We start from the raw sequence: 21,773 nt of genomic DNA, 5'->3' as shown, positions 1-21,773 counted from the left end.
GGCTACGTGTCGTCTTCGGTCTCGCTTTCGTCCCAGTCTCGGACATCCGATTCCTCGAGGAAGAGCGATGGATCGTCGTGCGAGAACGTAACCCACTGTTTCGAACGGTCCTCGTGGTCATCGTCGTCAGTGTCCGATCGGAGGGTTCGAACGTGAACGAGCAACTCCTCGTCGAGCAACGCTCCCTCGAGGACGGAGCGAGCCGATGAAATCGAGTACGTGAGCGGAATGCAGACGGCCGTTTCGCTCGCTTCGTCGCGCTCTAAGACGAGCGCAAATCGTCGATCGGAGCCGTCGGACGGACGGTAGTAGACGTCCGCGTCAGTAAAGGAACCGTCGTCTCCCTCGACGAGCGTTTCGACGAGGTCGTACTCGGCATCCGAGACGACGACGTCGAAACCGGTTCGATCGCCGTCTTCGACCGGTGAGATGTCGGCCGGTTCGAGGACCACGACGTCCCAGTCGCGGTCGCGGTACTCTTCGGTGATCGCTCCTGCGTCCGCGACGACCTCCGCCCAGACCGGGTCGTTCGTCGGTGAGTCGCCCTCGGTCGTCATCGGTCCCCCTCCAGTCGAGATTGCGTGGTCATAGTCGGATCCGACGTGACCGAGCCCCGAAAGCGTTACTTCACGGATCGAACCCGTGGCGTCTCGAGTTGGTGGGATTTCGGCAAGTCAACGGGAGCGCTTACGGCCGTGAGCCGGCTCGATCAGTCGTGTTTGACCGGCTCTTCGGGTGACCAATCGGGTGGGACGATAAACGTCACGTGCTCCGGATCGCGAAGTTGATGTAGCTCTGCGGCCTGCTCGGCCAGTGATCGATCCCGGTAGGGCATCTCGAGGCCACAACCGGTACAGACGAGCTTGCAGGTTGGTTCCTTCATGACGAAGTGGACCCGACGACCGCGAGCCGGGGCGTCATCGACCGGTAGGGCTGCAGCATGCTTAAGTAGTCGTCTCCTAGTGAAACCCAGGGAGAACGGCCGGTTTCGCTAGGCGTTCGTAGCTGATCGTTGGCCTCGGTAGCACCGTATTGGCTCGACGAACGTTCGGTGCAGTCGGGCGAATTCATCGAAACGGTCGAGTACTGTCGAAGATATCAGACGACGAAGACGTCCGCGCGAAGTTCGTTCGAGCGAGGGTGGTGAGTGCGTTGGGTTTATTCACCATCGCGGCGAGAGGGGCTGTATGCACAGCGCACGGGATCGAATCGAATACGAGCCGTGGCTCGAGGAACTCGAGGCGGCGGCGGATCGGCTGGCGCTGTCGAGCGAGGCCCGCTCGTGTGCGATCGATCTTTTTCTCGCTGACGTTCCGTCGAACGACCGATCGAAGCAGGCGGTACTCGCGGCGAGTGTCTACGCCGGATCGTTGATCGCTGGTGACGGCCGAACGCAGGGTGCCGTCGCGGAGGCGACGGACGTCTCTCGGCTTTCCATTCAGACTCGGTGGAAGAATCTCCTCGAAGACGCCGGTCTCGAGCCCCCCAGATGGTAAGGGGTCGATCATCGGAATTCGACGGTGGATCGTCTCCGAGCTGTCGGTCGGCGGACGGTATCGGACAGCGATGAGAATCCAGCGATAGGTGATCGTTTCATCCAGTTAGCGGTCCGTTATCCGGTGGAAACGATCGCGACGTGGGCCGATAGTAGCCGTCGGAACGACGTTCGTTTCGCTCGCACCCGAGCAGCCAGAACCGAGCCTACTGGTCGCCAGTTCGCGAACGGGAGTGCAGTGATGTTCACCGACTATATCACGGACAGTCTGAATCCTCCGACAGGACCGTTCCGTGCTCGTCGATTTCCCCCTCGATAATCCTCGTACTCGAGATGAGATCGCCGTCCGCTGCGAGGACGTGTGGGACGGCGACGACCTCGAGGGGATCGTACCCGCGTTCTACCCGGATCTCGTTGATTCGCTCTCCACCGTCGCGCGTCTCGGGGGAGACGACGAGATAGTCGAACTGTGGCTCGGTCGCGATTCCGGTCGGCTTCTCGAGCGGCCGAATCTCGAATTCGCGAGCGTACTCGTCTGCGAGTTCCTCGAGTTCGTTCTCGAGAATCTCCGCTCGCGCTTCGAAGGGTCGGATCTGTCGGTCGGTGTGTCGGGTCTTCGGTGCGAACTCGTCGCTCGTCAGTCCGACCGTCACGTCTCCGAGTTCGAGCGCCCGTTCGAACAGTCTGCGGTGCCCGTCGTGAACGGGATCGAACGTTCCACCGACCGCGACGTCCATACTGCACACCATTCGTGCAGATCGTATAAAAGGGTCGAATGCTCATACGACGGTCGATCCCGGCGGGGTTTACGACAGTTGTCGAATACCCCTTTCGCATTGTTTTTAGTGCTAGCCCACACTGGCTGTGGTATGGGACTGGATGAAGACGCACTGGATTACCACCGAACGGATCCACCTGGAAAGATAGAAATCTCGACGACGAAACCGACGAACACACAACGGGACCTGTCTCTCGCGTACTCCCCCGGCGTCGCTGCGCCGTGTACGGAAATCGATGAAAACGAAACGGAGGCCTACACGTATACGGCTAAAGGGAATCTCGTCGGAGTCGTCTCGAACGGTTCTGCCGTCCTGGGCCTCGGAAATATCGGTGCGCAGGCGTCGAAACCCGTGATGGAAGGGAAAGGAGTACTGTTCAAGCGATTCGCGGACATCGACGTCTTCGACATCGAGCTCGACGAGGAAGATCCCGACAAACTCGTCGAGGCCGTCAAAATGATGGAACCGACCTTCGGCGGCGTCAACCTGGAGGATATCAAAGCACCGGGGTGTTTCACCATTGAAGAACGCCTGCGCGAGGAAATTGACATTCCCGTGTTTCACGACGACCAACACGGGACCGCGATCATCTCTGGTGCGGCGCTGCTCAACGCCGCGGATATCGCCGGGAAGGATCTCTCGGAGGTCGAAATCGTCTTCTCCGGTGCGGGAGCAAGTGCGATCGCAACGGCTCGGTTTTACGTCTCTCTCGGCTGTGAGAAAGAGAACATCACGATGTGCGATTCGTCGGGAATCATCACCGAACAGCGAGCCAACGCGGATGAAGTAAACGAGTACAAACAGCAGTTCGCTCGCGACGTTACGGAGGGGGATCTCGCGGACGCCATGGACGGTGCAGACGTCTTTGTCGGCCTCTCGATCGGTGGCCTCGTCTCACAGGAGATGATTCGGTCGATGGCGGACGATCCGATCGTCTTCGCGATGGCGAACCCCGACCCCGAAATCGGATACGAGGAGGCAAAGGCCGCCCGAGACGATACCGTCATCATGGCTACGGGTCGGTCGGACTATCCGAACCAGGTCAATAACGTCCTCGGCTTCCCATTCATCTTCAGAGGGGCACTCGACGTGCGTGCGACGGAGATCAACGAGGAGATGAAAGTCGCCTGTGCCGAAGCACTGGCCGACCTCGCACGCCAGGACGTTCCCGACGCCGTGGTCAAAGCCTACGGCGACGATCCAATTCAGTTCGGTCCGGATTACATCATCCCCAAACCCGTCGATCCACGGGTTCTCTTCCGAGTTGCACCGTCGATTGCCGAGGCGGCGATGGAATCCGGTTCCGCCAGAGCCGAAATCGATCTCGATGAGTACGAAGCCGAACTCGAGGCTCGTCTGGGCAAGTCACGCGAGATGATGCGGGTCGTCCTCAACAAGGCCAAAAGCGACCCGAAGACGGTCGCGCTGGCGGAGGGCGAAAACGAGAAGATGATTCGAGCGGCCTACCAGATTCAAGAACAGGGGATCGCAGTCCCGATCCTCATCGGAGACGAAGGTGACATTCGACGGACTGCAGCGAATCTGGGACTCGACTTCGAACCGCAGGTGGCCGATCCGACGGTCGGGGACTACGAGGAGTACGCCGACCGGCTTCACGAACTCCGCCAGCGCAAGGGAATCACCCGGACCGAGGCGGGCGAACTCATCGAGCGCGATACGAACTACTTCGGAAGCATCATGGTCGAACAGGGGGACGCAGATGCCCTCATGACCGGCCTGTCACACCACTATCCGTCGGCGCTTCGCCCGCCGTTACAGGTCATCGGCACCGCAGACGACGTTGATTACGCGGCAGGCGTCTACATGTTGACGTTCAAGAACCGCGTCATCTTCGTCGCGGACGCGACGGTCAACCAGTCGCCCGACGAGGAAGTACTCGCGGAAGTGACCAAACAGACCGGCAAACTCGCCCGACGGTTCAACGTCGAACCGCGCGCTGCGTTGCTGTCGTACTCGAACTTCGGCAGCGTCAACAACGAGAGCACGCGCAAACCTCGCCGGGCGGCGAAAATGCTCCAGAACGATCCCAACGTCGACTTTCCCGTCGACGGCGAGATGCAGGCGGACACCGCCGTCGTCGAGGACATCCTCGAGGGAACGTACGGCTTCTCGGAACTCGAGGAACCGGCGAACGTGCTCGTCTTTCCGAACCTCGAGTCGGGGAACATCGGCTACAAGCTTCTCCAACGCCTCGGTGGCGCGGACGCGATCGGTCCGATGCTCGTCGGTATGGACGAACCGGTCCACGTCCTCCAGCGAGGCGACGAGGTCAAAGACATCGTAAACCTGGCTGGCGTGGCAGTCGTCGACGCCCAGCAGGAGTGATCACGGCAGGGGCGGTGCGGTCGGTCGTCTGACCGCGGGCGCTCCGATCCGAAAGGATGGGGTTTTTCTCCTCGGCTCACCGTAGACGAACGAGAACGGGCGTGAACGGACCTAACACAGGTTCCGATCGATCTCGAGTCGAACCCGAACGGCCAGGGACCGAACTCGAGGAGATCTCCAGGCGCGGCTTGCTCGCCGGCGTCGGTGCGGTGGGGAGCCTGTCGCTCGTCGGCTCAAGCGCACGCGTCGGACGGACGATACCCGGCTGCGAGCGAGCGGCGGCCGACGCTGGACCCGAACACGTACCGAGACCGGTCGACGATGACGTGACGATGTTTCGCCGCGGGCTGCGCCGATACGGCTACTACCCGGACGTAACCGTTCCCGACGAGGTTCGCGTCGACTGGTCCACACCGGTCAACCGCATCGGTCACACGGCGGCGAAGTCGACACCGCGACCGACGTCCGACGGCGAGACGATCCTCGTCGCGGCCGATACGGGCGTGATACGCGCTCTTACGCCCGAGGGAAACGAACGCTGGCGGCTCGAGACGGGGGCCTCCCGAAGCCTCGGCTTTCACGGAACGCCGGCGATCGTCGGTGACGTGGCGTACGTCGGGGGCTACGACGGCGTGCTCTATGCGATCGACGTCGAGAGCGGCGAGTTGATCTGGCGAACGGGCATCCGCGAGTTCGACGGCGCGATCGCGATCGGCTCGAGTCCAGCCTACATCGACGGCAGGCTCTACTTGCTGGCCGAGTATAGCGATCCGGCAAGCGGCGCGCTGTGGGAGATCGACGCCGAAACCGGGACGCCAACCTGGAGCGACGACCGAATCTGGGGGATGCCCCACCCATCGCCCGCCATCGACTGCGACGCCGGTCGGCTCGTAACCGGCTCGAACGACGGCGTCGTCTACTGCTGGGAGTTTCCCTCGCTCGAGTTCGCCTGGTCGTTTCAGGCGGGCGGCGAGGGCGGACCGGACGGCGAGTCGATGGCCGGCGGTCGGTTCAACCTGGGTGCGGAGATCAAGGGAACGACGCCGGTCTACGACGGCGCGGCCTTCGTCGGCTCATGGGACGGACGATTTTACCGACTCGATCTCGCGGACGGCAGCGAGGAGTGGTCGTTCGAGACGGGACAGGTGATCATGTCCAATCCCGCGATCGACCCCGACGAAGGTGTCGTCTACGTCGGGGGCGACGACCGTCACGTCCACGCGCTCGACGCGGAGACCGGCGACGAACTCTGGTCGACGAACGTTCGCGGCCACGTGATCGGGTCGCTCACGGCAACCGCGGACGCGGTCCTCGTCGGCTCCTACGATACCCACCTCTACGCTCTCGAGAAGGAAACCGGAAGCCGTCGCTGGCGGGTCGAGAACCGAGGACACGTCACCAGCGGACCGATTCCCCGTGGCGGGCGAATCTATTACGCCGAGCGTGGCGTGTTTTCGAACTTCTGGGACGACAGCGAAGAGACGGTGTTCGAGGAGCCGGGCCACGCGTACTGTCTCGTCGCGGACGACTGAGACGGATCTACGCGGCGTCTTCGATAGTCGCTTCGACGTCGGTCCAGACCTCGTCCGGGGACTGCTCGCCGTCGATTCGCTCGAGGACGCCGACGGACTCGTAGTGGTCGATGACCGGCTTCGTGTTTTCTCTGTAGACGCGAAGCCGTTCTTTGACCGTCTCCTCGGTGTCGTCGTCACGCTGTTCGAGGCGAGCTTCGACCGCTGGGTCTTCGGGCGGGTTGTACTCGAGGTGGTAGATGTCGCCGGTCTCGGGATCCATGCGCCGGCCGGTCAGCCGGTGGACGAGTTCCTCCTCGCTCACGTCGAGCGAGAGCACGACGTCGAGGTCAGTCATTCCTTCGAGTTCTTTCGCTTGCTCGATATTTCGGGGGTAGCCGTCCAGTACGAACCCGTCGGCCTGAGAGAGCGCTTCGTCGACGATGGCGTTGACGACCGCGTCGGGGACGAGTTCCCCCCGGTCCATATACTCCCGCGCGGTGTCGTACTCCGTATCCATCTCGGAGATGTCCATGTCCTTGTTCGCGCGGAGTGCGTCGCCGGTCGTTACGTGCTCGACGTCGAACTCCTCGGAAATCTTCGCGCTCTGGGTTCCCTTCCCCGCACCGGGAGCACCCAGAATCAGGATTCGTGGCTGTGCCATACCGATCCGTTCATGCCCGTCGCATAAAGGCTTAAAGAAATGCGCGTATCGGTCTTCGTATGACTCGCTTCGACGCGACCGAGCCGAACGATCGCCGGAAACTGTACGTCGATGCCATCACTGCACACCGCGAGCGCGGGAGCGCGTTTCTGACGCTCGAGGTCGACGACAGTGAACTCGGTGGCGACGAACTCGGTACCGAGGAGACCGATCACGTGGACGGTGACCGAAAGCGAAACAGTCGGGAGACGACCGGTCCGGATCCCGAACTCGGCACTCCCTGGATTCAGTTCTCCGATGGAACGATCAACCTCGACTGTACTGACGACGAACTCGAGGAACTCAAGGCCGTCCTGGGGGAGTTCCCCGCCTTCAAAATCAGCGAGCTGACCCGCCCGGACGACGCGCCGGGAACGAACGCCCACGTGAGCGCGAAAGCGGATCCGAATCGAATCGGCCAGTTTCTCGATGCGGTGTTTCGTCGAGTCTACGGTCTCCCCGCCGAGTTCCGCGTCTGGGTTGTTGCACTCTGAACCCGACGCCGTCTCGCGTTCGAACCGGCGACGCTATTCGATGTTCAGCTCGCCGCTCGATCGATCACCGTTTTCGTCCCACTCGAGTTCGAACTCGATGCTGAGTTCGCCAGCGCCGCCGGAACTCGAGGTTTCGCGTTCGGCCTTGATTTCGAACGTCGGCCGGGCCGGCGGCGACATCGTCACCGATTCGCCACCAGCCTCTATGGTGAGGTCTTCCCCGCTCTCTAAGTTATCTGCGACTGCCCGGAGATAATCCGCAATATCGGCCTGATTCATCTCCCGTTCGAATTTGAAGAGCACTTCTTCCGGCATACCCGCCTTTCGTTCCGGACGGTATAGAAAATTGCGTCCCAAAACCGACCCTGACCTCTTCGTAAGCGACGATGGGGTCGACTCGAGGGACATCGATGTGCGGTCGTTCGCCGCGGTGAGCAACCACGTCTCGAGATGGCTGCTTCCCGGGCGACAGATAGAAGCTTGACGAATCCTACGACTCAGTGACGAGCCAGAACGAGCGATTCATACGGTTTACTGTGACTTTGTCCGGGACGACCGCGAACCGTCCTGCGGTCGCTCCGGGAACGACTTACAGTAGACCGTATCAGGTCGGACTATTGTATCGGTCTGACAGATCGTTCGATGATGGACGACCGACCCGCACAAGTACGGTCAATGACGTCGGGGCCGTCGGCCCGTTTCCAAATAGATAAGTGCCCCCGGCAACCATCGTCCGTCATATAAGCGGTCTTCAATAGAGGTGAATACAATCTTCAGCGCACTTACGATCCCGATGCAAGTGCAGACGCGCGTGGACGTGTTCGAGGACATCTTCCTGGTCTTCCTCGCACTCGGTACGCTCGTAGGCGTCGTCGTCGTCGCATACACGCTGTACAACGCGTACAAATATCGTGATAGCGGCGAGCCGAGCGACGACGACGATCTGCCAACGCTCGGGGAGCTACCGACTGGTGGAAAGGGCGGAAAGAAACTGTTCGTATCCTTCGGACTGAGCGCGATCATCGTCATCTCGCTGGTCGTCTGGACCTACGGGATGTTGCTGTACGTCGAGGACGGCCCAGACGACAATCCGACGGAAGACGCCATCGAAGTAGACGTCGAAGCCTGGGCGTTCGACTGGGGATTCGAATACGAGAACGGCGTCGAAACGACTTCATTCGATGAGGGCATGGTGATTCCGGCGGATACGCCGATCTGGATCGAGGTGACATCGACCGATGTCTGGCATACGTTCGGGATCTCCGATCTACGGGTCAAAGCTGACGCGATCCCCGGAGAGACCGAACAGACCTGGTTCATGGCCGATGAGCCCGGCGATTACCTCCTCGAGTGCTTCGAACTCTGTGGAGCCGGCCACTCCGGCATGACTTCCGACGTCACCGTCATGGCCGAGGACGACTTCGACCAGTGGTTGGACGACCAGCTAACGTTGACGATCGCTCTCGAGGACGACCAAGAGGAGCCCGAACCCGTCACCGACGGCTTCGAACTCTTGATCGAGCACCAGGAGAACGACGAGTTCGAGCAGGATCTCTCTGCCGCGCTCGGTCCGGACGACTTCGAGGACGGAACGGTCGAGATCACCGACTTCGATCAGGGTGGCAGTTACGACGTGGTGATAACTCCGACCGACGGCGAGTTCGAAGAGATCGAAGACACGATCGACTTCACCGGCCCGACGGACGAGACCTACACGCTCGAGGATCCGGATGCGGACGACGAGGATAATGACGAGGACTCGGATACCACCGACGACGGAAGCGGAGGCGATGACGAATGAGTGACCTTCCCCCGATGACGTCGGTCAAGCGGTGGCTCGTCACGACGAATCACAAGGACGTCGGGATCCTCTATCTCGGAACGGCGCTGTTTTTCCTCCTGTTGGGTGGGGTAATGGCGCTCGCGTTCCGTGCACAGCTGTGGGTACCCGGCGGAACCGGTCTGTTGAGCGCAGGTGAGTTCAACCAGGCCGTCACTGCTCACGGACTGTTGATGGTCTTTTGGTTCCTGTCACCGTTCGCAGCCGGCTTTGCGAACTACTTCGTACCGCTCCAGATCGGTGCCAAAGACCTCGCGTTCCCACGGATGAACGCGCTGAGTTACTGGTTCTATCTGTTCTCGGGAATTCTCATCGTACTCTCGTTCTTCCAGGGCGGTGCCTACGCTGGCGGATGGACGATGTACGCGCCACTGAACGTGCCGACGTACACGCCCGCGATGGAGGCGACTACCGGTGGGAACGCGACGATTCTCGGATTGATGTTGTTCGTCATCTCGATCACCATCGGAACGGTGAACTTCCTCGTCACGATCCATCGGTCGCGTGCCGAAGGGCTCGGCCTCTGGAACATGCCGATGTTCACCTGGTCGTGGCTGCTCACCGTCTGGATGATGCTGTTCGCGTTCGCAGCGCTCCTCGCAGCGCTGTTGTTGCTGGCGACCGATCGACTGTTCTTGACGCAGTACTTCGCGGCCGAACAGGGCTCGAGTCTGTTGTGGGCGCACCTGTTCTGGTTCTTCGGCCATCCGGAGGTGTACATCGTCTTCTTCCCCGCACTGGGGATCATGTTCGAGACGTTCCAGACCTTCTGTGGTCGGCGTCTCGTCGGCCGAAAGTGGGTTATCATCGCGATGGTACTCGTGGCCGTCCAGTCGTTCCTCGTCTGGATGCACCACATGTTCCTGACGACGATCAACCTCGAGATCAAGACGCTGATGATGGCGACGACGATCGGAATCTCGCTGCCGTTCGACCTGATGGTCTTCGCGCTCATCTACACGATGGTCAAGGGACGGGTTCGGTTCACCACGCCGTTCCTGTTCTCACTCGGTGCGCTCGTGCTGTTCATCCTGGGCGGGATCACCGGGGTGTTCCTCGGAGCCGTCGTCCTCGACTACGAGTTCCGTGGCACGTACTGGGTCGTCGCCCACTTCCACTACGTCATGGTCTCGGGCGTCACCGCGTTGATCGCCGGCCTCTACTACTGGTGGCCGAAGATCACCGGGAAGATGTACTCGGAGACGCTCGGCAAGCTTAACTTCGCCGTCTACTTCATCGGATTCAATCTCCTGTACTTCCCGCAGTTTATCGCCTGGGAGACGCCACGACGTGTCTTCCACTACACCGGAGACGCCCAGTTCTATCACCAGCTCTCGACGGTCGGTGCGTTCGTCTTCGCCGCGTCGTTCGTCATCATGTTCGCGACGTTCATCTACAGCTTCCTCTACGGGCCGAAGGCCCCGGACAATCCGTGGGAGTTCTCCCGAACAGCGGAGTGGGCGGTTCCGTCCCCACCGCCGCTCGAGAACTGGGGCGGTCGACCGAGCTACGCGAGCGGTCACCTCGAGTTCGTCGAGGATTCGGCGGCGGCGACGGACGGCGGCGTTGCCCACGGTGAGGGAACCGCCTCCGAAACGGTCGCTGGCCACGAAGAAGAACACCCAGATCACGCCAGTATCTGGCCTCTCGGAATCGGTATCGGGACCTTCGTGTTTTTCCTCGGACTGACGGGAATCACACCGTACCTCGTCGAATTCGCTGAAAATCGCGGTCACTCCGTCGTCGGGACCAGTGCCGAGCCGAACGCCTTGTATCTGGGTCTGGTCGCACTCGGCATCGTCCTGCTCGGATACACCCTCTTCAAGTTCGGTCTCGAGCAGTTCACCGTCCCGGAGATGGCAGTTGCCGAACGGTGGCCGTTCGGCGGCGTCGGAAACACCAAAATGGGCGTCTGGGTGTTCCTCGCATCCGACGTCGTCGTCTTCGGTGCTGCGATCGGTGCGTTCGTCTTCATGCGTCTGCACACTGGTTGGTCCGACTGGACGACCGTTCCGTTCGCCTCCTGGCCCGGGCTACTCAACACGTACGTCCTGTTGACCTCGAGTTTCACGGTCATCATGGCGCTCGTCTTCGCTGAACGCAAGAACAAGAAGGGGCTGCTCGGTGCGATGGGCGCGACGCTTGCGCTTGCCCTCACCTTCATGGTCGTCAAGGCCTACGAGTACAACTACAAGTTCGCGATCGGTGAATATTGGTGGACCAGCATCGAGCACTCGATCTACTTCGTGACCACGGGCCTGCACGCGCTTCACGTCATCCTCGGCGTGCTCATCGCTATCTTCATGATCTACCGGATCGTAAGCGTCGACGCGTATCTCGAGGATCACCGGCCGGTCGAGTTCTTCGGACTCTACTGGCACTTCGTCGATATCGTCTGGGTCATTCTCTTCCCGCTGTTCTACCTGATGTAGCGTCGATCTCCGACGCTTTTCGTCGACTTTTGCTACCGAATACGAGCCGACTCGAGGAGAGTGATCGATCCGGTTCGAAAGCCTGGGAGTCAGTTTCGAATCGCGATGGCAGCGATTCCACCGGCGACGGCGAACAGACCCAGATAGACGGCCACGACGAGTGGATCGGCATCGAGCCACCAGGACGGCTCCTCGTCCCGCTCGCTGGCTTCGACGCTTGAGACCGGACTGGCTCCGGCGTCGTCGGAATTCGCTTCGGTGAGTGGTTCGGACTCCTCGTAGCTCTCGACGAGTTCCTCAGCCGCGGTTTCTGCGTCGATAATACCGTGTTCGTACCGATTCTGGTCCGGTCCGTCTTCGGGATGCCAGGCGCTCTCGAGTCGCTCGCCGGTCTCGGTGAACTCGGTTCATCCACCGGGATAGGTGGGATCCGACGGGTTCTCTGAGTACAGTTCGATATCAGGATGATCGTCGTCGATGCCCGTGTCGAAAACGGCGACCCGCAATTCCGTCACCCGCGGCCATCCCGGACGCGATGGGAGTACCCGAGTTACGATCGGAAGAAACCCGTTGCCGACACGACCGAATCACCCCTGCATCAGCCGCATTGAGGAAGGTATAAGTGGTCGTCGCTCAGAATGGAGATCAATGGCTGACGTTCGAACGTACGCGCTAATTTACGTCGTACTGCTGGCACTCGGTACGGGTAAGTTCGCCTTCTTCGAGTTCTTCACGTACGAGATCGCACTGGCGGCAACGATCGTTCTCGCCGTTGCTAAAATCCTCCTCATCGCCGGCTACTACCAGCACCTCATCGAGGAACCCCGATCGATCACCTACATGATGGGGATGGCCGTGTTTATGGTGTTCCTGCTCACCGTCGCAGCCGGCTACTCCATCCAGTAGTCGACCGCCGTTTTCATACTTTCAGTTCGGGTCGTCACTGAGTCAGTCACACAGCCTTTAGCGTCACTCGAGTGAGCGAACGTGACCGTCGAAATCCCGATCCACTCGAACTCGAGCGGCCAGTACCGAGCGTGTAGCCGGCAGTTCGCAAACGAGCGTGCAGTGACGTACAACGACTGCGATAGCCAAACCACCGACGAGCGATACCGTCAGGCGAGACCGTACGTCGTCTCGAGGAACCAGCGGACGATCACAGCGACATCACGAACGTAGCTGCTCGAGACGAAGCCGATGATCAGGGATGTTTACGAACAGAAAGAAGTGGAGCTATTCGTTACTCCTTGCCGAACATCTGGCGCATCATCGGGTGCATCTCCATCATCTGCTCTTCTGCGATCTCCTCGTAGAGCTTGTAGGTGATGGAAACGGCCAGCAGCAGGCCGGTCCCGGTGACGGCCCCGATGGTGCCGAGCATGTTCGCCCAGACGGCGAGCAGCCCGACGAGCGCACCACCGATAACGGTCACCTGTGGAATGTATCGCTCCATGACCTTCTCGATGACGCCCGTGTTCTGTCGGAAACCGGGGATCTGCATCCCGGAGTTCTGGATCTGCTGGGCGGTCGCCTCTGGACCCATGTTCGTCGTCTCGACCCAGAAAATCGCGAAGATCGCACCACCGATGACCATGAACGTCAGGTCGACGGAGACGCGGATCATCACCATCCAGGCGTCCTGGGCGACTTCACCGGTCCACCACATCCAGTCTTCGGGCGAGTAGATCGGTGCGGTGTAGTAGAAGAACCCACTGACCGGCTGACCCTGCGGACCGTACTGTCCGAGCCAGGCCGGCATATCTGCCCACTGTCGCTCCATGATCTGTCCGATGAACTGAATGTTCGCCTGCAGCGCGCGAACGAGGATCATCGGCAGGACGCTCGCGTAGATGAGCTTCACGGGGAAGCGACCGCGAGCGCCTTTGACGCGTGAGTGACTGAGTGGAATCTCTACCCGAACGGATTCGGCATAGACGACGATCCCGAAGATCAACAGCGTCGTGAACAGGGCGATGATGTGCCCCTCCTGAAGTAACAACGTGTAGAGACCGTCACCGGCGACGATCGATCCGATATTCACCTGGCCGGTAAGGATCAGATACCAGTCGTAGAAGAATCCGCCTTCGGTGGGTTGAATAAACCCGGTGACGAGACGCTGGCTGACACCGGCGATGATGAACAGCCCGATCCCGCTCCCGACTCCCCACTTACTGACGACTTCGTCCATATAGAGGATCAGGACGCCGCCGATGAATATCTGGAGGAACATCAGCGCCTGGACCTGGGTCTGATCGAACGAGAACCCGCCGAGCGTCAGCGTCGGCTGGGCTGGCAGGAAACCGCCGGCGAACACCATCGGGAGCGCAGTTAGCGCCGTCATCAAGATGACGAGCAGTTTCTGCAGTCCCTGATAGAGCACCTGGTCTCGAGGATCGTCCGTGTCGAGACCGAGCAGGTTCGCACCGCCGAGGAGTTGCATGACGATGCTGGCCGTGACGATCGGTCCGATACCGACTTGCATCAGCGAACCGTGTTCTCCGGCGAGAACGGCACGAAACTCACCGAAGAGGTCGTCGCCCTGCCCGGCTTCCATCCCGAGCAACCCGATGTTCGTCAGGAAGAAGTACAACACGAGAATGCCAGCTGTCCAGGCCAGTTTCCGCTTGAACGGAACGTGCTTCTGTGGACGCTGGACTGCGGGCATCCGCGTCAAGACTGGTTCGGCGGCTTCCTTCCATCCCATCTGTTAGTCCTCGTTCTGTTCGGGTTCGTCGTCGGTTTCGGCGTCGTCTTCCTGGGCTCGCTCCGAAACGATAGCCTCACCGCCTGCCGCCTCGAGTTTCTCGCGAGCGGTCTCGGAAAAGGCGTCAGCCGTCACCGTTAGCTGGTTGCGGACCTGACCGGAGCCGAGGACCTTGACGATGTCGACGTCGTAACCGTCCTCGACGATGTCCCGTGCGTCGAGTTCGTAGCCACCGTCGGTCTCGTCAGCGAGATCGTCGGCAACGTAGAGGATCGCGTCTTCGTCTAGCTTCTGGACGTCGATCTCTGCGACCTCGTCACGAATGTCGTGTGGTCGCTTGAACCCGTGTTTGCCCTTCGGTTCGTAGTTGTGAAACTCGTGTTTGCTTCGTCCGGCACGGCCGCGACCACCGCGATGACCCGCACCTCGTCGATTCTTGTGAGTACCACCGCTGTGGGTTCGGGATCCGCGCTGGCGTCGTTTTTTGCTCGTCATAGTTATCGCATCGATTCTAGCAGGTCGTTAATCTGCGCTGTTGTATGCTTTCCGAGTTGGCCTCCCTCGGCGGTCGGCTTCTTGATGCCGTCGTGACCACCGCGCGGCGGGTGAAGTCGCAACGTCGGAGAGAGCCCCTCATCGCGAAGGGTCGTCTCCTCTGCGAGCAGCGCCTCGGCAAGCGCGGCGAAATCGTCGTAGTCGGTGTTGTCCGCGAGCCACTCCTCGTCGACGTCGGACTGTGAGCCTTCGAGCGGCTCTGCACGCTTTTCGAGGACCGTCTCGAGGACGGCGGACTCCGGCACTCCGTGAGCGACGTAATCGTTGACTTTGGTGATCATTCCCCGGTACGTGTCGGTTTCGGGAATGAGTGCACAGTGGTTGACGCTGTGGATGTTGAGCATCTCGAGCGTGTCCTGGACGTCCTCCTGGCGGTTGACTTCGCCACGGACCTGGACGACGGCCTTCATTGGTCAGCCACCTCGGCGTCCTCCCGGTCGGCACCGACCGAACGCGGCAGTCGCGACTGCGAGGCGTTCTCGAGTGCGTTGAACGTCGCCTTCGCGAGGTTGACCGTCGTTCGCGTGTTGCCGTGACTTTTCGTCCAGGCGTTCTCGAGCCCTGCAAGCTCGAGGACGGCGCGGACGGTGTCACTCGCGGCGAGGCCGAGTCCTTCCGGAGCCGGGATGACGTCGACTTCGACCGAGCCGGCCTTGCCGCTCGTTCGGCGGGTCAGCGAGTGCGGACGGTCGGATCGATCCTCCCACGAACCGGAGCCGCGTGGAACCTGAATGATGTTTAGCTTCGCGATACCGATCGCCTTCTGGATGGCGGAGCCGACCTGATCGTCTCGGCCTTCCGCGTAGCCGACGTAGCCGTCGCGGTTACCCACCACGACGACACATCGAAACTTCACGCGGCGTCCGGAGTCGGTCATTCGCTGGACCATGTTGATGTCCAGCACTTCGTCGTCCAGCCCCGGAAGGAGCTGATCGACGAGTTCGGGCTCCTTCAGCGGGAGTCCCGAGTTGAGGGCAGTCTCCATCGTATCGATTTCGCCCTCCTGAACCTTCCGGCCGAGACGGGTGACCGGCTGCCAGCCGTCGTCGTTGTAGTCGTTTGCGCTCATTCGAGAATCGCCTCTCGTACCTCGTCGAAGTGTTCTGGGAGTTCGACTGCGTCGAACTCTCCGCTGTACAGCGGCTCGTCGAGCTGCTCTGCGTACTCAGCGATGTGTTCACCGCGAGTACGCGACCAGTCCGCGAGCACGCTGTCGTTGTGCGGAATCTCGAGGCCCGCGTCGATCGCACCTTCCTGTAGTGCGAACACCTTGTTGCCGGGCGTTGCAGTGTTGAGGCCGATGTCGAGGACCGCTTCCTCGAGGCCTGCGTCGACGGCTCGTTTTCCGGCCAGTAGGCCGGTCAGATAGGCCGCGGATATGTTACTCGTTGGTGCCTCCCAGCCGTACTCTTCGAGGTCTCCCGAGTACGCGCTGGCGAGGGTTTCGTCTCCCTGAGGGCCGGGCGTGATCAGCTGCGCCGTAGTGTGCTTGTTGCTCTTGCGAGCAACGAGGCGGGGCTTGCCCGATTTCAGCAGGCGCAACCTCTGATGGTAGTCCGTCCGGACCTCACGGCGACGACGCATCGGTACCTTGTATCGTGGTCCTGTCGCCATTAGTTGTCACCGTAGTTGTCGTCGATGTAGTTCAACAGATACTGGACGCTACGGAACTCCCCACCGCCAGCCTTCTTGTAGAGCTCGCGGTACTGGGTGGGCGTCAGCTCGCCCTTGTCTCGGAGTTCACGGAGCGTCCGTCGCTGTGCACGAATCTTGTTCTGCCACTGCTCTTTTTCGTTCTGGCGAGCACCCTTCTTGCCTTTGCGCTTACCGGCCCCCTTCTGGTGACCGTACGAACGCTTTTCGTTTCGCTTTCGAGCGCGGCCGCGGGAGTTTCCACGGGCGTCGTCGGCCTGAATGAGGCCGTCGTCGACGAGTTCGCGGATCTCGTCGCGGGTAATCGCCTCAGCGATGTCGCCCTGTGCGGTGGGATCGAACCAGATGCGGTTCTGTCCCACGTCGAGGACGTCGGCCGCGAGTCGCTTCTGTGCGGAGAGATCAGTCATCTGTATCCACCTCGACTTCTTCGTAGGTCGGATTCAGCACGCGAACGCCGTTGTCTTCGGCGGTTTCTTCGATTCGTTCGCGTTTTCGCGCACCGACCGAGGACGCGATTCGGACCGCTTCCGTGTCGCCGTCGACGCCCTCGAGATCGTCGGTGTTCTCCACGTAGACCTCGTCGAATCCGCTCGGATGTTTCCCGCGAACTGATTCGGGCGTTCGGTAGCCGGCCTGAACCTTCGGTCCTTTGCCTTTGATGCCACGGCGCTGTTTCGAGAGGCCGCCGCGTGGCCGACGCCACGATTCCGGCGTCCGCTTTTTCATGTGGTAGTCCTGACGGTTGAACTGCGGTTTGCCCTCGGCCTTGCGCCGATCGAGCAATCGCTGTTCGTCCGCAGAGAGTTCGGGCGTTTTCTCGGTCAGTCCACGAGGCTGGAGTTCCGTCTCCACGTCCTCGACTGCGACCTCGTCGTCCTCGTCGGCGTCGTCTTCGATCTCGGCGTCGGTATCTGCCGTGACCTCGAGATCACCGACGTCGGCTTTGATACGGGCAGCGAGTGCGTTCCCGATGCCGTCGGCCTCCGCCAGTTCGTCCTGATCGGCTTCCTTGACGTCCTCGATGGACTCGAAGCCTGCGTCGCGCAGCGCGTCGGCTTTGCTCGCGCCGACGCCGCTGATATCCTCGAGTTCCTGCTGGTCGTCGTCGTCGGTCGCGTCGACGTCGTCCGCCTCCACGTCCGGCTCTGGATCGTCGTCTGCCATCTATCAGGCACCTCCTTTGGCTGGCTTTTTGGTGATGTAAACCCCGTCCTGAAAGACGCGGGTGTCCTTGCCGCTGACTTTCGTCAGCTGCTCGATGTCTGCCGCCGTCTGGCCGACGTCCTCTTTGTTCGGACCGGTGAGGACGACGACTTCGTCGTCGACGGAGACGTCGGTGTCACCGTGGATAGTCGTTCGTCGCGGTGCCTTCTCGCCGAGGAAGTTCTCGATGACGACGTCGGTTCCTTCCGCACGGACCTGCATCGGGAAGTGAGAGTAAAAGACTTCCATCTCGTACTCCCAGCCCTCGGTCACGCCGTGGAACGCGTTCTGGACGTGGCTCTCGAAGGTACCGACGGTCGCGTTCGTTTTCGCGTCGTCGGTGTCGCTTTCGATTACCAGGGTGTCGTCTTCCACATCGACGGTCACGTCGGGGTACCAGAGACGCCGTGAAACGGTGCCTTCCGGTCCGTCGACGGTCACATCGAGGTGGTCGGTCTCGACGGTTACGTTGTCGGGGATTTCCAGTTCGACTCGCATGGTTAGTAGACGTATGCGATCACCTGACCCCCAATCCCCTGCTCACGAGCCTCGTAGTGGCTCATGATGCCGTTACTCGTCGTGACGACGAGCGCGCCGAAGTCTCGAGCGGGGAGGAATCGCTTCTCCCACTTCTCGAAGTCCTCGGCACCGGCACTGTAGCGGGGCTTGACGGGGCCACACGCGTTGATCGCTCCTTTCAATTCGACCTCGAACTGACCGGCTTTGCCGTCGTCGACGTACTCGAAGCCGTCGATGTACCCGCGGTCGTAAAAGACCTCGAGTACGCTGCCGATTTCGTTGGAGGCGGGCGTTACCTCGTGGCTCAGATGGCCAACGCTTTCGGCGTTGTCGAGCCCCGAGAGCGCGTTGCTGAGTGGATCGTTCCCGGTCATATTATCGGTACTTCTTGAATCCCATGTCGCGGGCGATCTCGCGGAAGCACTGTCGGCAAAGATTGATGTCGTACTTGCCGACGAGGCCCTGCTTACGGCCACAGCGCTGGCACTGCTCGAACTGGCCAGTGCGCTTTGCGGCGTGCTCGCCCGTCTGGTCGTTTTCGTGTTCGCTTTCACTCATCGTCGGTCTCCTCTACAGATACGTCGAAGTTCGCCTCGAGGAACGAAATGGCGTCCTCGGGAGTCAGGCGGTGACTCGATGGAATCGACCGATTCGCCTTGTCGCGCTTGGCGATACGGTAGCCCGGCCGAACCATGTTGACAGTGACGTCGAGTCCGTAGATCCCGATCGCGGGATCGTACTCCTGGCTCGGGAACGCCGTGTGCTCTTCGACTCCGAAGCTGAAGTTACCCGTATCGTCGAACTGCTTCGACGAGAGCTCCGCAAGCGGCAGGGCCGTCTCGAGGAACTCGTTGGCATCCTGACCGCGAAGGGTGACCTTCGTTCCGATCGGGTCACCCTGACGAATGCCGAAGTCGGGCTCCGTCCGTTTCGCCTGGGTTCGGACGCTCTGTTGGTCGGTAACCTCCTCGATGATGTCCTCGGCCTTGCCGAGTTCGCGGCCACCCTGACCGACGCCCATGTGGACGACGACCTTTTCGACGCGAGGTTCTCGCATTTCGTGGAGCTCACCGGAGTCGGCTTCGCTCATTCGTCGTCACCTCCGTCGCTCGCGGTTTCACCGCTCTCATCTTCCGACGACGAGTCGTCGCTCGTGAAGTTCTCGTCGATGACGACGACGTACTCCTCGATGGTCTCGAACTCGCCGTCGTCCGTCGAGACGGCGACGGTGTTCGGACCGCTACCGGGCGTGACGTCGATCGTTTCGACCTCACCGATCTTGCCGCCGTGGTTGCCCCGGATCGCGGTGACGAGTGCACCTTCCTCGTAGGGGAAGTGAGCGACGATCGACTTGTCTTCGTTGTCGATGACGATGGAATCGTTCGCGACGTACTCGCTTTCGGCGTCGACGATGACGTTCGTACCGTCGTGAAGCGACAGCTGCGTGTCGCCGCCCGGAACCTGCTGTTTGCCCTCGATCTTGCCGAGGCGGCTGCCAGCGGATTCCTCGTCGATCTCCGTCAGAGCGAGACGGCCGCCCTCATCGGGGAAGATCCGGTAGCTCTCTTCGCGTCCAGGGAACGCGAGAATGTCGAAGATTCCGATCGGACGCTGCTCGTCGTTGATCGACTCTCCGTTGACGAGGATCGAATCCTCTGAGAGTGCGTACCGTGCTTCCTTTTTCGAGTCAACGTAACCGAGAACGTCCCGCAAGAGGACGACGAGGGGGACACCCTCCTCGCCGTGGGGACCGGCTCCGGCTTTGACCGTGAAGACCTCGGTCTTTCGTTCGACCGGCCAGGACTTCGGAACGGATAGTCGTTTCTGGTGTTTCGTCATTCGGTATCACCGTCCGCGTCGCCTTCGAGGCGTGCTTCGCGTCGCTCGTCCGAGAGATCGAGTTCCGTGATCCGGACGTTCGAGGTGTCGAGCGGTCGTGGCACTTCTTCACCGTCTGCCGTTTCGACCGTCACGTCCTCGACGTGAACGACGCCGTCTTCGAGGACTGCACGAAGGACCTCGCCTTCTTCGCCGGCGTGGTCGCCGCGCATGACCTCGACCGTGTCGCCCGCGTTGACGCGAGTTCGACGCGTGTCGTACTCATCGCGAAGATCGTCCGAAAGCGTCGCGTGAAGCTGCGTCCCCCGCTTGTGAAGCGGTGCGCGCTCCGTTCGATTTCGCTGTTTGTGTGGTTGCTTGCTCATGGTCTATACGATCATCGTCGCGGTTGATGCGATTGCACCGAAACGCTCTGCGACTTCGCGAGCGATCGGTCCCTTGATCTCGGTACCGCGGGGCTCTTCGTTCTCGTCGATGATGACTGCCGCGTTGTCCTCGAATTTGAGTCGGGTTCCGTCCGGCCGACGAATCGACTTTCGCTGGCGGACAACGACTGCCTCGAGAACCTGGCGGCGCATCTCCGGGGTCCCTTTCGTGACCGAGACGGTTACCTTGTCACCGAGTCCCGCCTTCGGCTGGCGGTTCTTGGTGCCGTGGTAGCCCGAAACGCTGATGACTTTCAGTTCGCGCGCGCCGGTGTTGTCGGCACACGTGATCAGCGACCCTTTCTTGAGTCCCTGGGTGACGTCGGCTTTCATCGCCTCCATCACTGATCACCTTCGGGTTCGTCGTCGGCGTCTGCGGTGACGTCTTCGCTCGAGAGCTCGCGCTCGGGCTCGCCCGGTCGCGTCAGCTCTGCGACGTCAGCCGCGGTCGCTTCTTCGGTTATCTCGACGACCACGTGCGATTTGGTTTTCGATAGTGGTCGGGTCTCTGCGATCTTGACCGTGTCACCGAGCGAGAGCGGCTCGAGCACGCCCGGCACGTGTGCCGGGATGCGCGAACGACGTTTCATGTACCGGTCGTACTTCGGGACCGCTACATCGTACTCTCGTTCGACGACTACGGTCTTGTCCATGTCCGTGGAAACGACGGTCCCCTCGAGGATCTGGCCTCGAGCGGGGAGCTCGCCGTAAAACGGACACTTCTCGTAGTCGTATTCCTCCGGGTTATCCGGTTCCGGAGGGGTTTCAACGTCTAGTCCTATTGCCATGGTGAATCACCATTCGTTTCCGTTCGTCGGGCGGGTCGTGAGAGCAGCCGCGATCCATCGACCGTAACGTAGGCTGCGTCCTCGCCAGCGCCGTCTGGTGTCGTCGATAGCTCGTGGACACCAGGTTGAGTGTCGGCCAGTTTGGACGCAGTCCCCGGTGACTTCTCGTCTCCGGCGGCGTCATCTGTGATCGCAAACTCGAATACCGAGCCCGATTTGGGCACCATGACGACCCGAGACTCTCCGTCGGTGCGCTCGACGGCATCGTCTCGCCACCGGTCCGTCTCCGGCGGAACGCAAACCTCTATCGAGAGCGTGTTCGCCGTCTCGATGACGACGCGCCCCTCGAGGCCAACCCGCGAGGGGTCGTCGCTCTCGACGACTCGGACGGGAAGTCCGTTGAGTTCGTGTCGCGGGAGTGTCTCGGGTGTCAGTGCCATTGGTATCGTTATTCGTCGTCGCGGTCGCCCGTTCGGATTTCGAA

At 61.0% G+C, this 21,773-nt stretch carries 29 protein-coding genes; 8 read left to right on the top strand and 21 right to left on the bottom strand.

Features of this window, described 5'->3' with window-relative positions:
• Positions 1 to 2 precede the first annotated feature (2 nt).
• Together EA462_RS05160 and EA462_RS17205 are read right to left on the bottom strand one after the other, a co-directional pair.
• The gene (locus EA462_RS05160) at positions 3 to 557 is read right to left on the bottom strand and encodes a DUF7529 family protein (protein WP_124177503.1); all 555 of its coding nucleotides are present in this window, start codon (positions 555 to 557) and stop codon (positions 3 to 5) included.
• A gap of 152 nt (positions 558 to 709) precedes the next feature.
• Positions 710 to 883, bottom strand: a complete 174-nt coding sequence (locus tag EA462_RS17205) for a hypothetical protein (RefSeq protein WP_165872018.1) — start codon at positions 881 to 883, stop codon at positions 710 to 712.
• A gap of 304 nt (positions 884 to 1,187) precedes the next feature.
• Here EA462_RS17205 and EA462_RS05155 point away from each other — a divergent pair, with 304 nt between their 5' ends.
• The gene (locus EA462_RS05155) at positions 1,188 to 1,496 is read left to right on the top strand and encodes a transcription initiation factor IIB family protein (RefSeq protein ID WP_124177502.1); all 309 of its coding nucleotides are present in this window, start codon (positions 1,188 to 1,190) and stop codon (positions 1,494 to 1,496) included.
• 256 nt (positions 1,497 to 1,752) lie between these two features.
• Here EA462_RS05155 and EA462_RS05150 read toward each other — a convergent pair whose 3' ends face one another.
• Positions 1,753 to 2,232 (bottom strand): phosphopantetheine adenylyltransferase, encoded by a 480-nt coding sequence (locus EA462_RS05150; RefSeq protein WP_124177501.1) that lies wholly within the window; start codon positions 2,230 to 2,232, stop codon positions 1,753 to 1,755.
• A gap of 132 nt (positions 2,233 to 2,364) precedes the next feature.
• On the opposite strand from EA462_RS05150, the gene EA462_RS05145 reads away from it, so the two are divergent.
• Both EA462_RS05145 and EA462_RS05140 read left to right on the top strand, forming a co-directional pair.
• Entirely contained in the window at positions 2,365 to 4,620 is a 2,256-nt protein-coding gene (locus tag EA462_RS05145) for an NADP-dependent malic enzyme (protein WP_124177500.1), read from the top strand.
• A 173-nt stretch (positions 4,621 to 4,793) separates the two neighbouring features.
• A complete protein-coding gene (locus EA462_RS05140; protein WP_243641378.1) occupies positions 4,794 to 6,152 on the top strand; it encodes an outer membrane protein assembly factor BamB family protein in 1,359 nt (452 codons plus the stop codon).
• 7 nt (positions 6,153 to 6,159) lie between these two features.
• Here the strand turns inward: EA462_RS05140 and EA462_RS05135 are convergent, their stop codons facing one another.
• Positions 6,160 to 6,795, bottom strand: coding sequence for an adenylate kinase (locus EA462_RS05135; protein ID WP_124177498.1), 636 nt, complete (start codon positions 6,793 to 6,795; stop codon positions 6,160 to 6,162).
• A 59-nt stretch (positions 6,796 to 6,854) separates the two neighbouring features.
• On the opposite strand from EA462_RS05135, the gene EA462_RS05130 reads away from it, so the two are divergent.
• Positions 6,855 to 7,328: a hypothetical protein gene (locus EA462_RS05130; RefSeq protein WP_124177497.1), complete on the top strand. Its 474-nt coding sequence runs from the start codon at positions 6,855 to 6,857 to the stop codon at positions 7,326 to 7,328.
• Between the two features lie 33 nt (positions 7,329 to 7,361).
• Here the strand turns inward: EA462_RS05130 and EA462_RS05125 are convergent, their stop codons facing one another.
• Complete coding sequence (locus tag EA462_RS05125) at positions 7,362 to 7,643, bottom strand: amphi-Trp domain-containing protein (protein WP_124177496.1); 282 nt, start codon at positions 7,641 to 7,643, stop codon at positions 7,362 to 7,364.
• Positions 7,644 to 8,121: 478 nt separating this feature from the next.
• Here EA462_RS05125 and coxB point away from each other — a divergent pair, with 478 nt between their 5' ends.
• The 4 genes from coxB to EA462_RS05105 all read left to right on the top strand — a co-directional run bounded on the left by coxB (position 8,122) and on the right by EA462_RS05105 (position 12,506).
• Entirely contained in the window at positions 8,122 to 9,129 is a 1,008-nt protein-coding gene (gene coxB / locus EA462_RS05120; protein WP_124177495.1) for a cytochrome c oxidase subunit II, read from the top strand.
• Complete coding sequence (locus EA462_RS05115; protein ID WP_124177494.1) at positions 9,126 to 11,600, top strand: cbb3-type cytochrome c oxidase subunit I; 2,475 nt, start codon at positions 9,126 to 9,128, stop codon at positions 11,598 to 11,600. The genes coxB and EA462_RS05115 overlap by 4 nt, the downstream gene beginning before the upstream one ends.
• 29 nt (positions 11,601 to 11,629) lie before the next feature.
• Entirely contained in the window at positions 11,630 to 11,821 is a 192-nt protein-coding gene (locus EA462_RS05110) for a hypothetical protein (RefSeq protein WP_124177493.1), read from the top strand.
• Positions 11,822 to 12,248: 427 nt separating this feature from the next.
• Positions 12,249 to 12,506: a cytochrome C oxidase subunit IV family protein gene (locus tag EA462_RS05105; protein WP_124177492.1), complete on the top strand. Its 258-nt coding sequence runs from the start codon at positions 12,249 to 12,251 to the stop codon at positions 12,504 to 12,506.
• A gap of 334 nt (positions 12,507 to 12,840) precedes the next feature.
• Here the strand turns inward: EA462_RS05105 and secY are convergent, their stop codons facing one another.
• The 16 genes from secY to EA462_RS05025 are packed head-to-tail and all read right to left on the bottom strand — an operon-like array spanning position 12,841 to position 21,729.
• The gene (secY, locus tag EA462_RS05100) at positions 12,841 to 14,304 is read right to left on the bottom strand and encodes a preprotein translocase subunit SecY (protein ID WP_124177491.1); all 1,464 of its coding nucleotides are present in this window, start codon (positions 14,302 to 14,304) and stop codon (positions 12,841 to 12,843) included.
• A gap of 3 nt (positions 14,305 to 14,307) precedes the next feature.
• Positions 14,308 to 14,799, bottom strand: a complete 492-nt coding sequence (locus tag EA462_RS05095; RefSeq protein ID WP_124177490.1) for an uL15m family ribosomal protein — start codon at positions 14,797 to 14,799, stop codon at positions 14,308 to 14,310.
• Positions 14,800 to 14,801: 2 nt separating this feature from the next.
• Positions 14,802 to 15,269, bottom strand: coding sequence for a 50S ribosomal protein L30 (locus EA462_RS05090; protein ID WP_124177489.1), 468 nt, complete (start codon positions 15,267 to 15,269; stop codon positions 14,802 to 14,804).
• Positions 15,266 to 15,928 carry a 30S ribosomal protein S5 gene (locus EA462_RS05085; protein ID WP_124177488.1) on the bottom strand — a complete coding sequence of 221 codons (663 nt, stop codon included), beginning with the start codon at positions 15,926 to 15,928 and terminating at the stop codon, positions 15,266 to 15,268. Before EA462_RS05085 ends, EA462_RS05090 begins: the two co-directional genes overlap by 4 nt.
• Entirely contained in the window at positions 15,925 to 16,473 is a 549-nt protein-coding gene (locus EA462_RS05080; RefSeq protein ID WP_124177487.1) for a 50S ribosomal protein L18, read from the bottom strand. Before EA462_RS05080 ends, EA462_RS05085 begins: the two co-directional genes overlap by 4 nt.
• Positions 16,473 to 16,922, bottom strand: a complete 450-nt coding sequence (locus EA462_RS05075; RefSeq protein WP_124177486.1) for a 50S ribosomal protein L19e — start codon at positions 16,920 to 16,922, stop codon at positions 16,473 to 16,475. The genes EA462_RS05080 and EA462_RS05075 overlap by 1 nt, the downstream gene beginning before the upstream one ends.
• Complete coding sequence (locus EA462_RS05070) at positions 16,915 to 17,679, bottom strand: 50S ribosomal protein L32e (RefSeq protein ID WP_124177485.1); 765 nt, start codon at positions 17,677 to 17,679, stop codon at positions 16,915 to 16,917. Before EA462_RS05070 ends, EA462_RS05075 begins: the two co-directional genes overlap by 8 nt.
• A gap of 3 nt (positions 17,680 to 17,682) precedes the next feature.
• The gene (locus tag EA462_RS05065; RefSeq protein WP_124177484.1) at positions 17,683 to 18,216 is read right to left on the bottom strand and encodes a 50S ribosomal protein L6; all 534 of its coding nucleotides are present in this window, start codon (positions 18,214 to 18,216) and stop codon (positions 17,683 to 17,685) included.
• Positions 18,217 to 18,218: 2 nt separating this feature from the next.
• Positions 18,219 to 18,611 carry a 30S ribosomal protein S8 gene (locus EA462_RS05060; RefSeq protein ID WP_124177483.1) on the bottom strand — a complete coding sequence of 131 codons (393 nt, stop codon included), beginning with the start codon at positions 18,609 to 18,611 and terminating at the stop codon, positions 18,219 to 18,221.
• A gap of 1 nt (position 18,612) precedes the next feature.
• Complete coding sequence (locus EA462_RS05055; protein ID WP_124177482.1) at positions 18,613 to 18,795, bottom strand: 30S ribosomal protein S14; 183 nt, start codon at positions 18,793 to 18,795, stop codon at positions 18,613 to 18,615.
• Positions 18,788 to 19,327, bottom strand: coding sequence for a 50S ribosomal protein L5 (locus EA462_RS05050; RefSeq protein WP_124177481.1), 540 nt, complete (start codon positions 19,325 to 19,327; stop codon positions 18,788 to 18,790). The genes EA462_RS05055 and EA462_RS05050 overlap by 8 nt, the downstream gene beginning before the upstream one ends.
• Complete coding sequence (locus tag EA462_RS05045) at positions 19,324 to 20,076, bottom strand: 30S ribosomal protein S4e (RefSeq protein WP_124177480.1); 753 nt, start codon at positions 20,074 to 20,076, stop codon at positions 19,324 to 19,326. The genes EA462_RS05050 and EA462_RS05045 overlap by 4 nt, the downstream gene beginning before the upstream one ends.
• The gene (rplX, locus tag EA462_RS05040) at positions 20,073 to 20,441 is read right to left on the bottom strand and encodes a 50S ribosomal protein L24 (RefSeq protein WP_124177479.1); all 369 of its coding nucleotides are present in this window, start codon (positions 20,439 to 20,441) and stop codon (positions 20,073 to 20,075) included. Before rplX ends, EA462_RS05045 begins: the two co-directional genes overlap by 4 nt.
• Positions 20,442 to 20,444: 3 nt before the next feature.
• Positions 20,445 to 20,843 (bottom strand): 50S ribosomal protein L14, encoded by a 399-nt coding sequence (locus EA462_RS05035; protein WP_124177478.1) that lies wholly within the window; start codon positions 20,841 to 20,843, stop codon positions 20,445 to 20,447.
• The gene (locus EA462_RS05030; RefSeq protein WP_124177477.1) at positions 20,843 to 21,289 is read right to left on the bottom strand and encodes a 30S ribosomal protein S17; all 447 of its coding nucleotides are present in this window, start codon (positions 21,287 to 21,289) and stop codon (positions 20,843 to 20,845) included. Before EA462_RS05030 ends, EA462_RS05035 begins: the two co-directional genes overlap by 1 nt.
• A complete protein-coding gene (locus tag EA462_RS05025) occupies positions 21,280 to 21,729 on the bottom strand; it encodes a ribonuclease P protein component 1 (RefSeq protein WP_124177476.1) in 450 nt (149 codons plus the stop codon). The genes EA462_RS05030 and EA462_RS05025 overlap by 10 nt, the downstream gene beginning before the upstream one ends.
• Positions 21,730 to 21,773: the final 44 nt, after the last annotated feature.

The organism is Natrarchaeobius halalkaliphilus (genome assembly GCF_003841485.1).
Taxonomy (GTDB): Archaea; Halobacteriota; Halobacteria; order Halobacteriales; family Natrialbaceae; genus Natrarchaeobius; species Natrarchaeobius halalkaliphilus.
This window is presented reverse-complemented; position numbering and strand designations above follow the sequence as displayed.

What these genes read in the sequence shown, in the direction of transcription:
- EA462_RS05160 (WP_124177503.1), bottom strand. Translation starts at nt 557, where the DNA reads ATGACGACCGAGGGCGACTCACCGACGAACGACCCGGTCTGGGCGGAG.
- EA462_RS17205 (WP_165872018.1), bottom strand. Translation starts at nt 883, where the DNA reads ATGAAGGAACCAACCTGCAAGCTCGTCTGTACCGGTTGTGGCCTCGAG.
- EA462_RS05155 (WP_124177502.1), top strand. Translation starts at nt 1,188, where the DNA reads ATGCACAGCGCACGGGATCGAATCGAATACGAGCCGTGGCTCGAGGAA.
- EA462_RS05150 (WP_124177501.1), bottom strand. Translation starts at nt 2,232, where the DNA reads ATGGACGTCGCGGTCGGTGGAACGTTCGATCCCGTTCACGACGGGCAC.
- EA462_RS05145 (WP_124177500.1), top strand. Translation starts at nt 2,365, where the DNA reads ATGGGACTGGATGAAGACGCACTGGATTACCACCGAACGGATCCACCT.
- EA462_RS05135 (WP_124177498.1), bottom strand. Translation starts at nt 6,795, where the DNA reads ATGGCACAGCCACGAATCCTGATTCTGGGTGCTCCCGGTGCGGGGAAG.
- EA462_RS05130 (WP_124177497.1), top strand. Translation starts at nt 6,855, where the DNA reads ATGACTCGCTTCGACGCGACCGAGCCGAACGATCGCCGGAAACTGTAC.
- EA462_RS05125 (WP_124177496.1), bottom strand. Translation starts at nt 7,643, where the DNA reads ATGCCGGAAGAAGTGCTCTTCAAATTCGAACGGGAGATGAATCAGGCC.
- coxB (WP_124177495.1), top strand. Translation starts at nt 8,122, where the DNA reads ATGCAAGTGCAGACGCGCGTGGACGTGTTCGAGGACATCTTCCTGGTC.
- EA462_RS05115 (WP_124177494.1), top strand. Translation starts at nt 9,126, where the DNA reads ATGAGTGACCTTCCCCCGATGACGTCGGTCAAGCGGTGGCTCGTCACG.
- EA462_RS05105 (WP_124177492.1), top strand. Translation starts at nt 12,249, where the DNA reads ATGGCTGACGTTCGAACGTACGCGCTAATTTACGTCGTACTGCTGGCA.
- secY (WP_124177491.1), bottom strand. Translation starts at nt 14,304, where the DNA reads ATGGGATGGAAGGAAGCCGCCGAACCAGTCTTGACGCGGATGCCCGCA.
- EA462_RS05095 (WP_124177490.1), bottom strand. Translation starts at nt 14,799, where the DNA reads ATGACGAGCAAAAAACGACGCCAGCGCGGATCCCGAACCCACAGCGGT.
- EA462_RS05090 (WP_124177489.1), bottom strand. Translation starts at nt 15,269, where the DNA reads ATGAAGGCCGTCGTCCAGGTCCGTGGCGAAGTCAACCGCCAGGAGGAC.
- EA462_RS05085 (WP_124177488.1), bottom strand. Translation starts at nt 15,928, where the DNA reads ATGAGCGCAAACGACTACAACGACGACGGCTGGCAGCCGGTCACCCGT.
- EA462_RS05080 (WP_124177487.1), bottom strand. Translation starts at nt 16,473, where the DNA reads ATGGCGACAGGACCACGATACAAGGTACCGATGCGTCGTCGCCGTGAG.
- EA462_RS05075 (WP_124177486.1), bottom strand. Translation starts at nt 16,922, where the DNA reads ATGACTGATCTCTCCGCACAGAAGCGACTCGCGGCCGACGTCCTCGAC.
- EA462_RS05070 (WP_124177485.1), bottom strand. Translation starts at nt 17,679, where the DNA reads ATGGCAGACGACGATCCAGAGCCGGACGTGGAGGCGGACGACGTCGAC.
- EA462_RS05065 (WP_124177484.1), bottom strand. Translation starts at nt 18,216, where the DNA reads ATGCGAGTCGAACTGGAAATCCCCGACAACGTAACCGTCGAGACCGAC.
- EA462_RS05060 (WP_124177483.1), bottom strand. Translation starts at nt 18,611, where the DNA reads ATGACCGGGAACGATCCACTCAGCAACGCGCTCTCGGGGCTCGACAAC.
- EA462_RS05055 (WP_124177482.1), bottom strand. Translation starts at nt 18,795, where the DNA reads ATGAGTGAAAGCGAACACGAAAACGACCAGACGGGCGAGCACGCCGCA.
- EA462_RS05050 (WP_124177481.1), bottom strand. Translation starts at nt 19,327, where the DNA reads ATGAGCGAAGCCGACTCCGGTGAGCTCCACGAAATGCGAGAACCTCGC.
- EA462_RS05045 (WP_124177480.1), bottom strand. Translation starts at nt 20,076, where the DNA reads ATGACGAAACACCAGAAACGACTATCCGTTCCGAAGTCCTGGCCGGTC.
- rplX (WP_124177479.1), bottom strand. Translation starts at nt 20,441, where the DNA reads ATGAGCAAGCAACCACACAAACAGCGAAATCGAACGGAGCGCGCACCG.
- EA462_RS05035 (WP_124177478.1), bottom strand. Translation starts at nt 20,843, where the DNA reads ATGGAGGCGATGAAAGCCGACGTCACCCAGGGACTCAAGAAAGGGTCG.
- EA462_RS05030 (WP_124177477.1), bottom strand. Translation starts at nt 21,289, where the DNA reads ATGGCAATAGGACTAGACGTTGAAACCCCTCCGGAACCGGATAACCCG.
- EA462_RS05025 (WP_124177476.1), bottom strand. Translation starts at nt 21,729, where the DNA reads ATGGCACTGACACCCGAGACACTCCCGCGACACGAACTCAACGGACTT.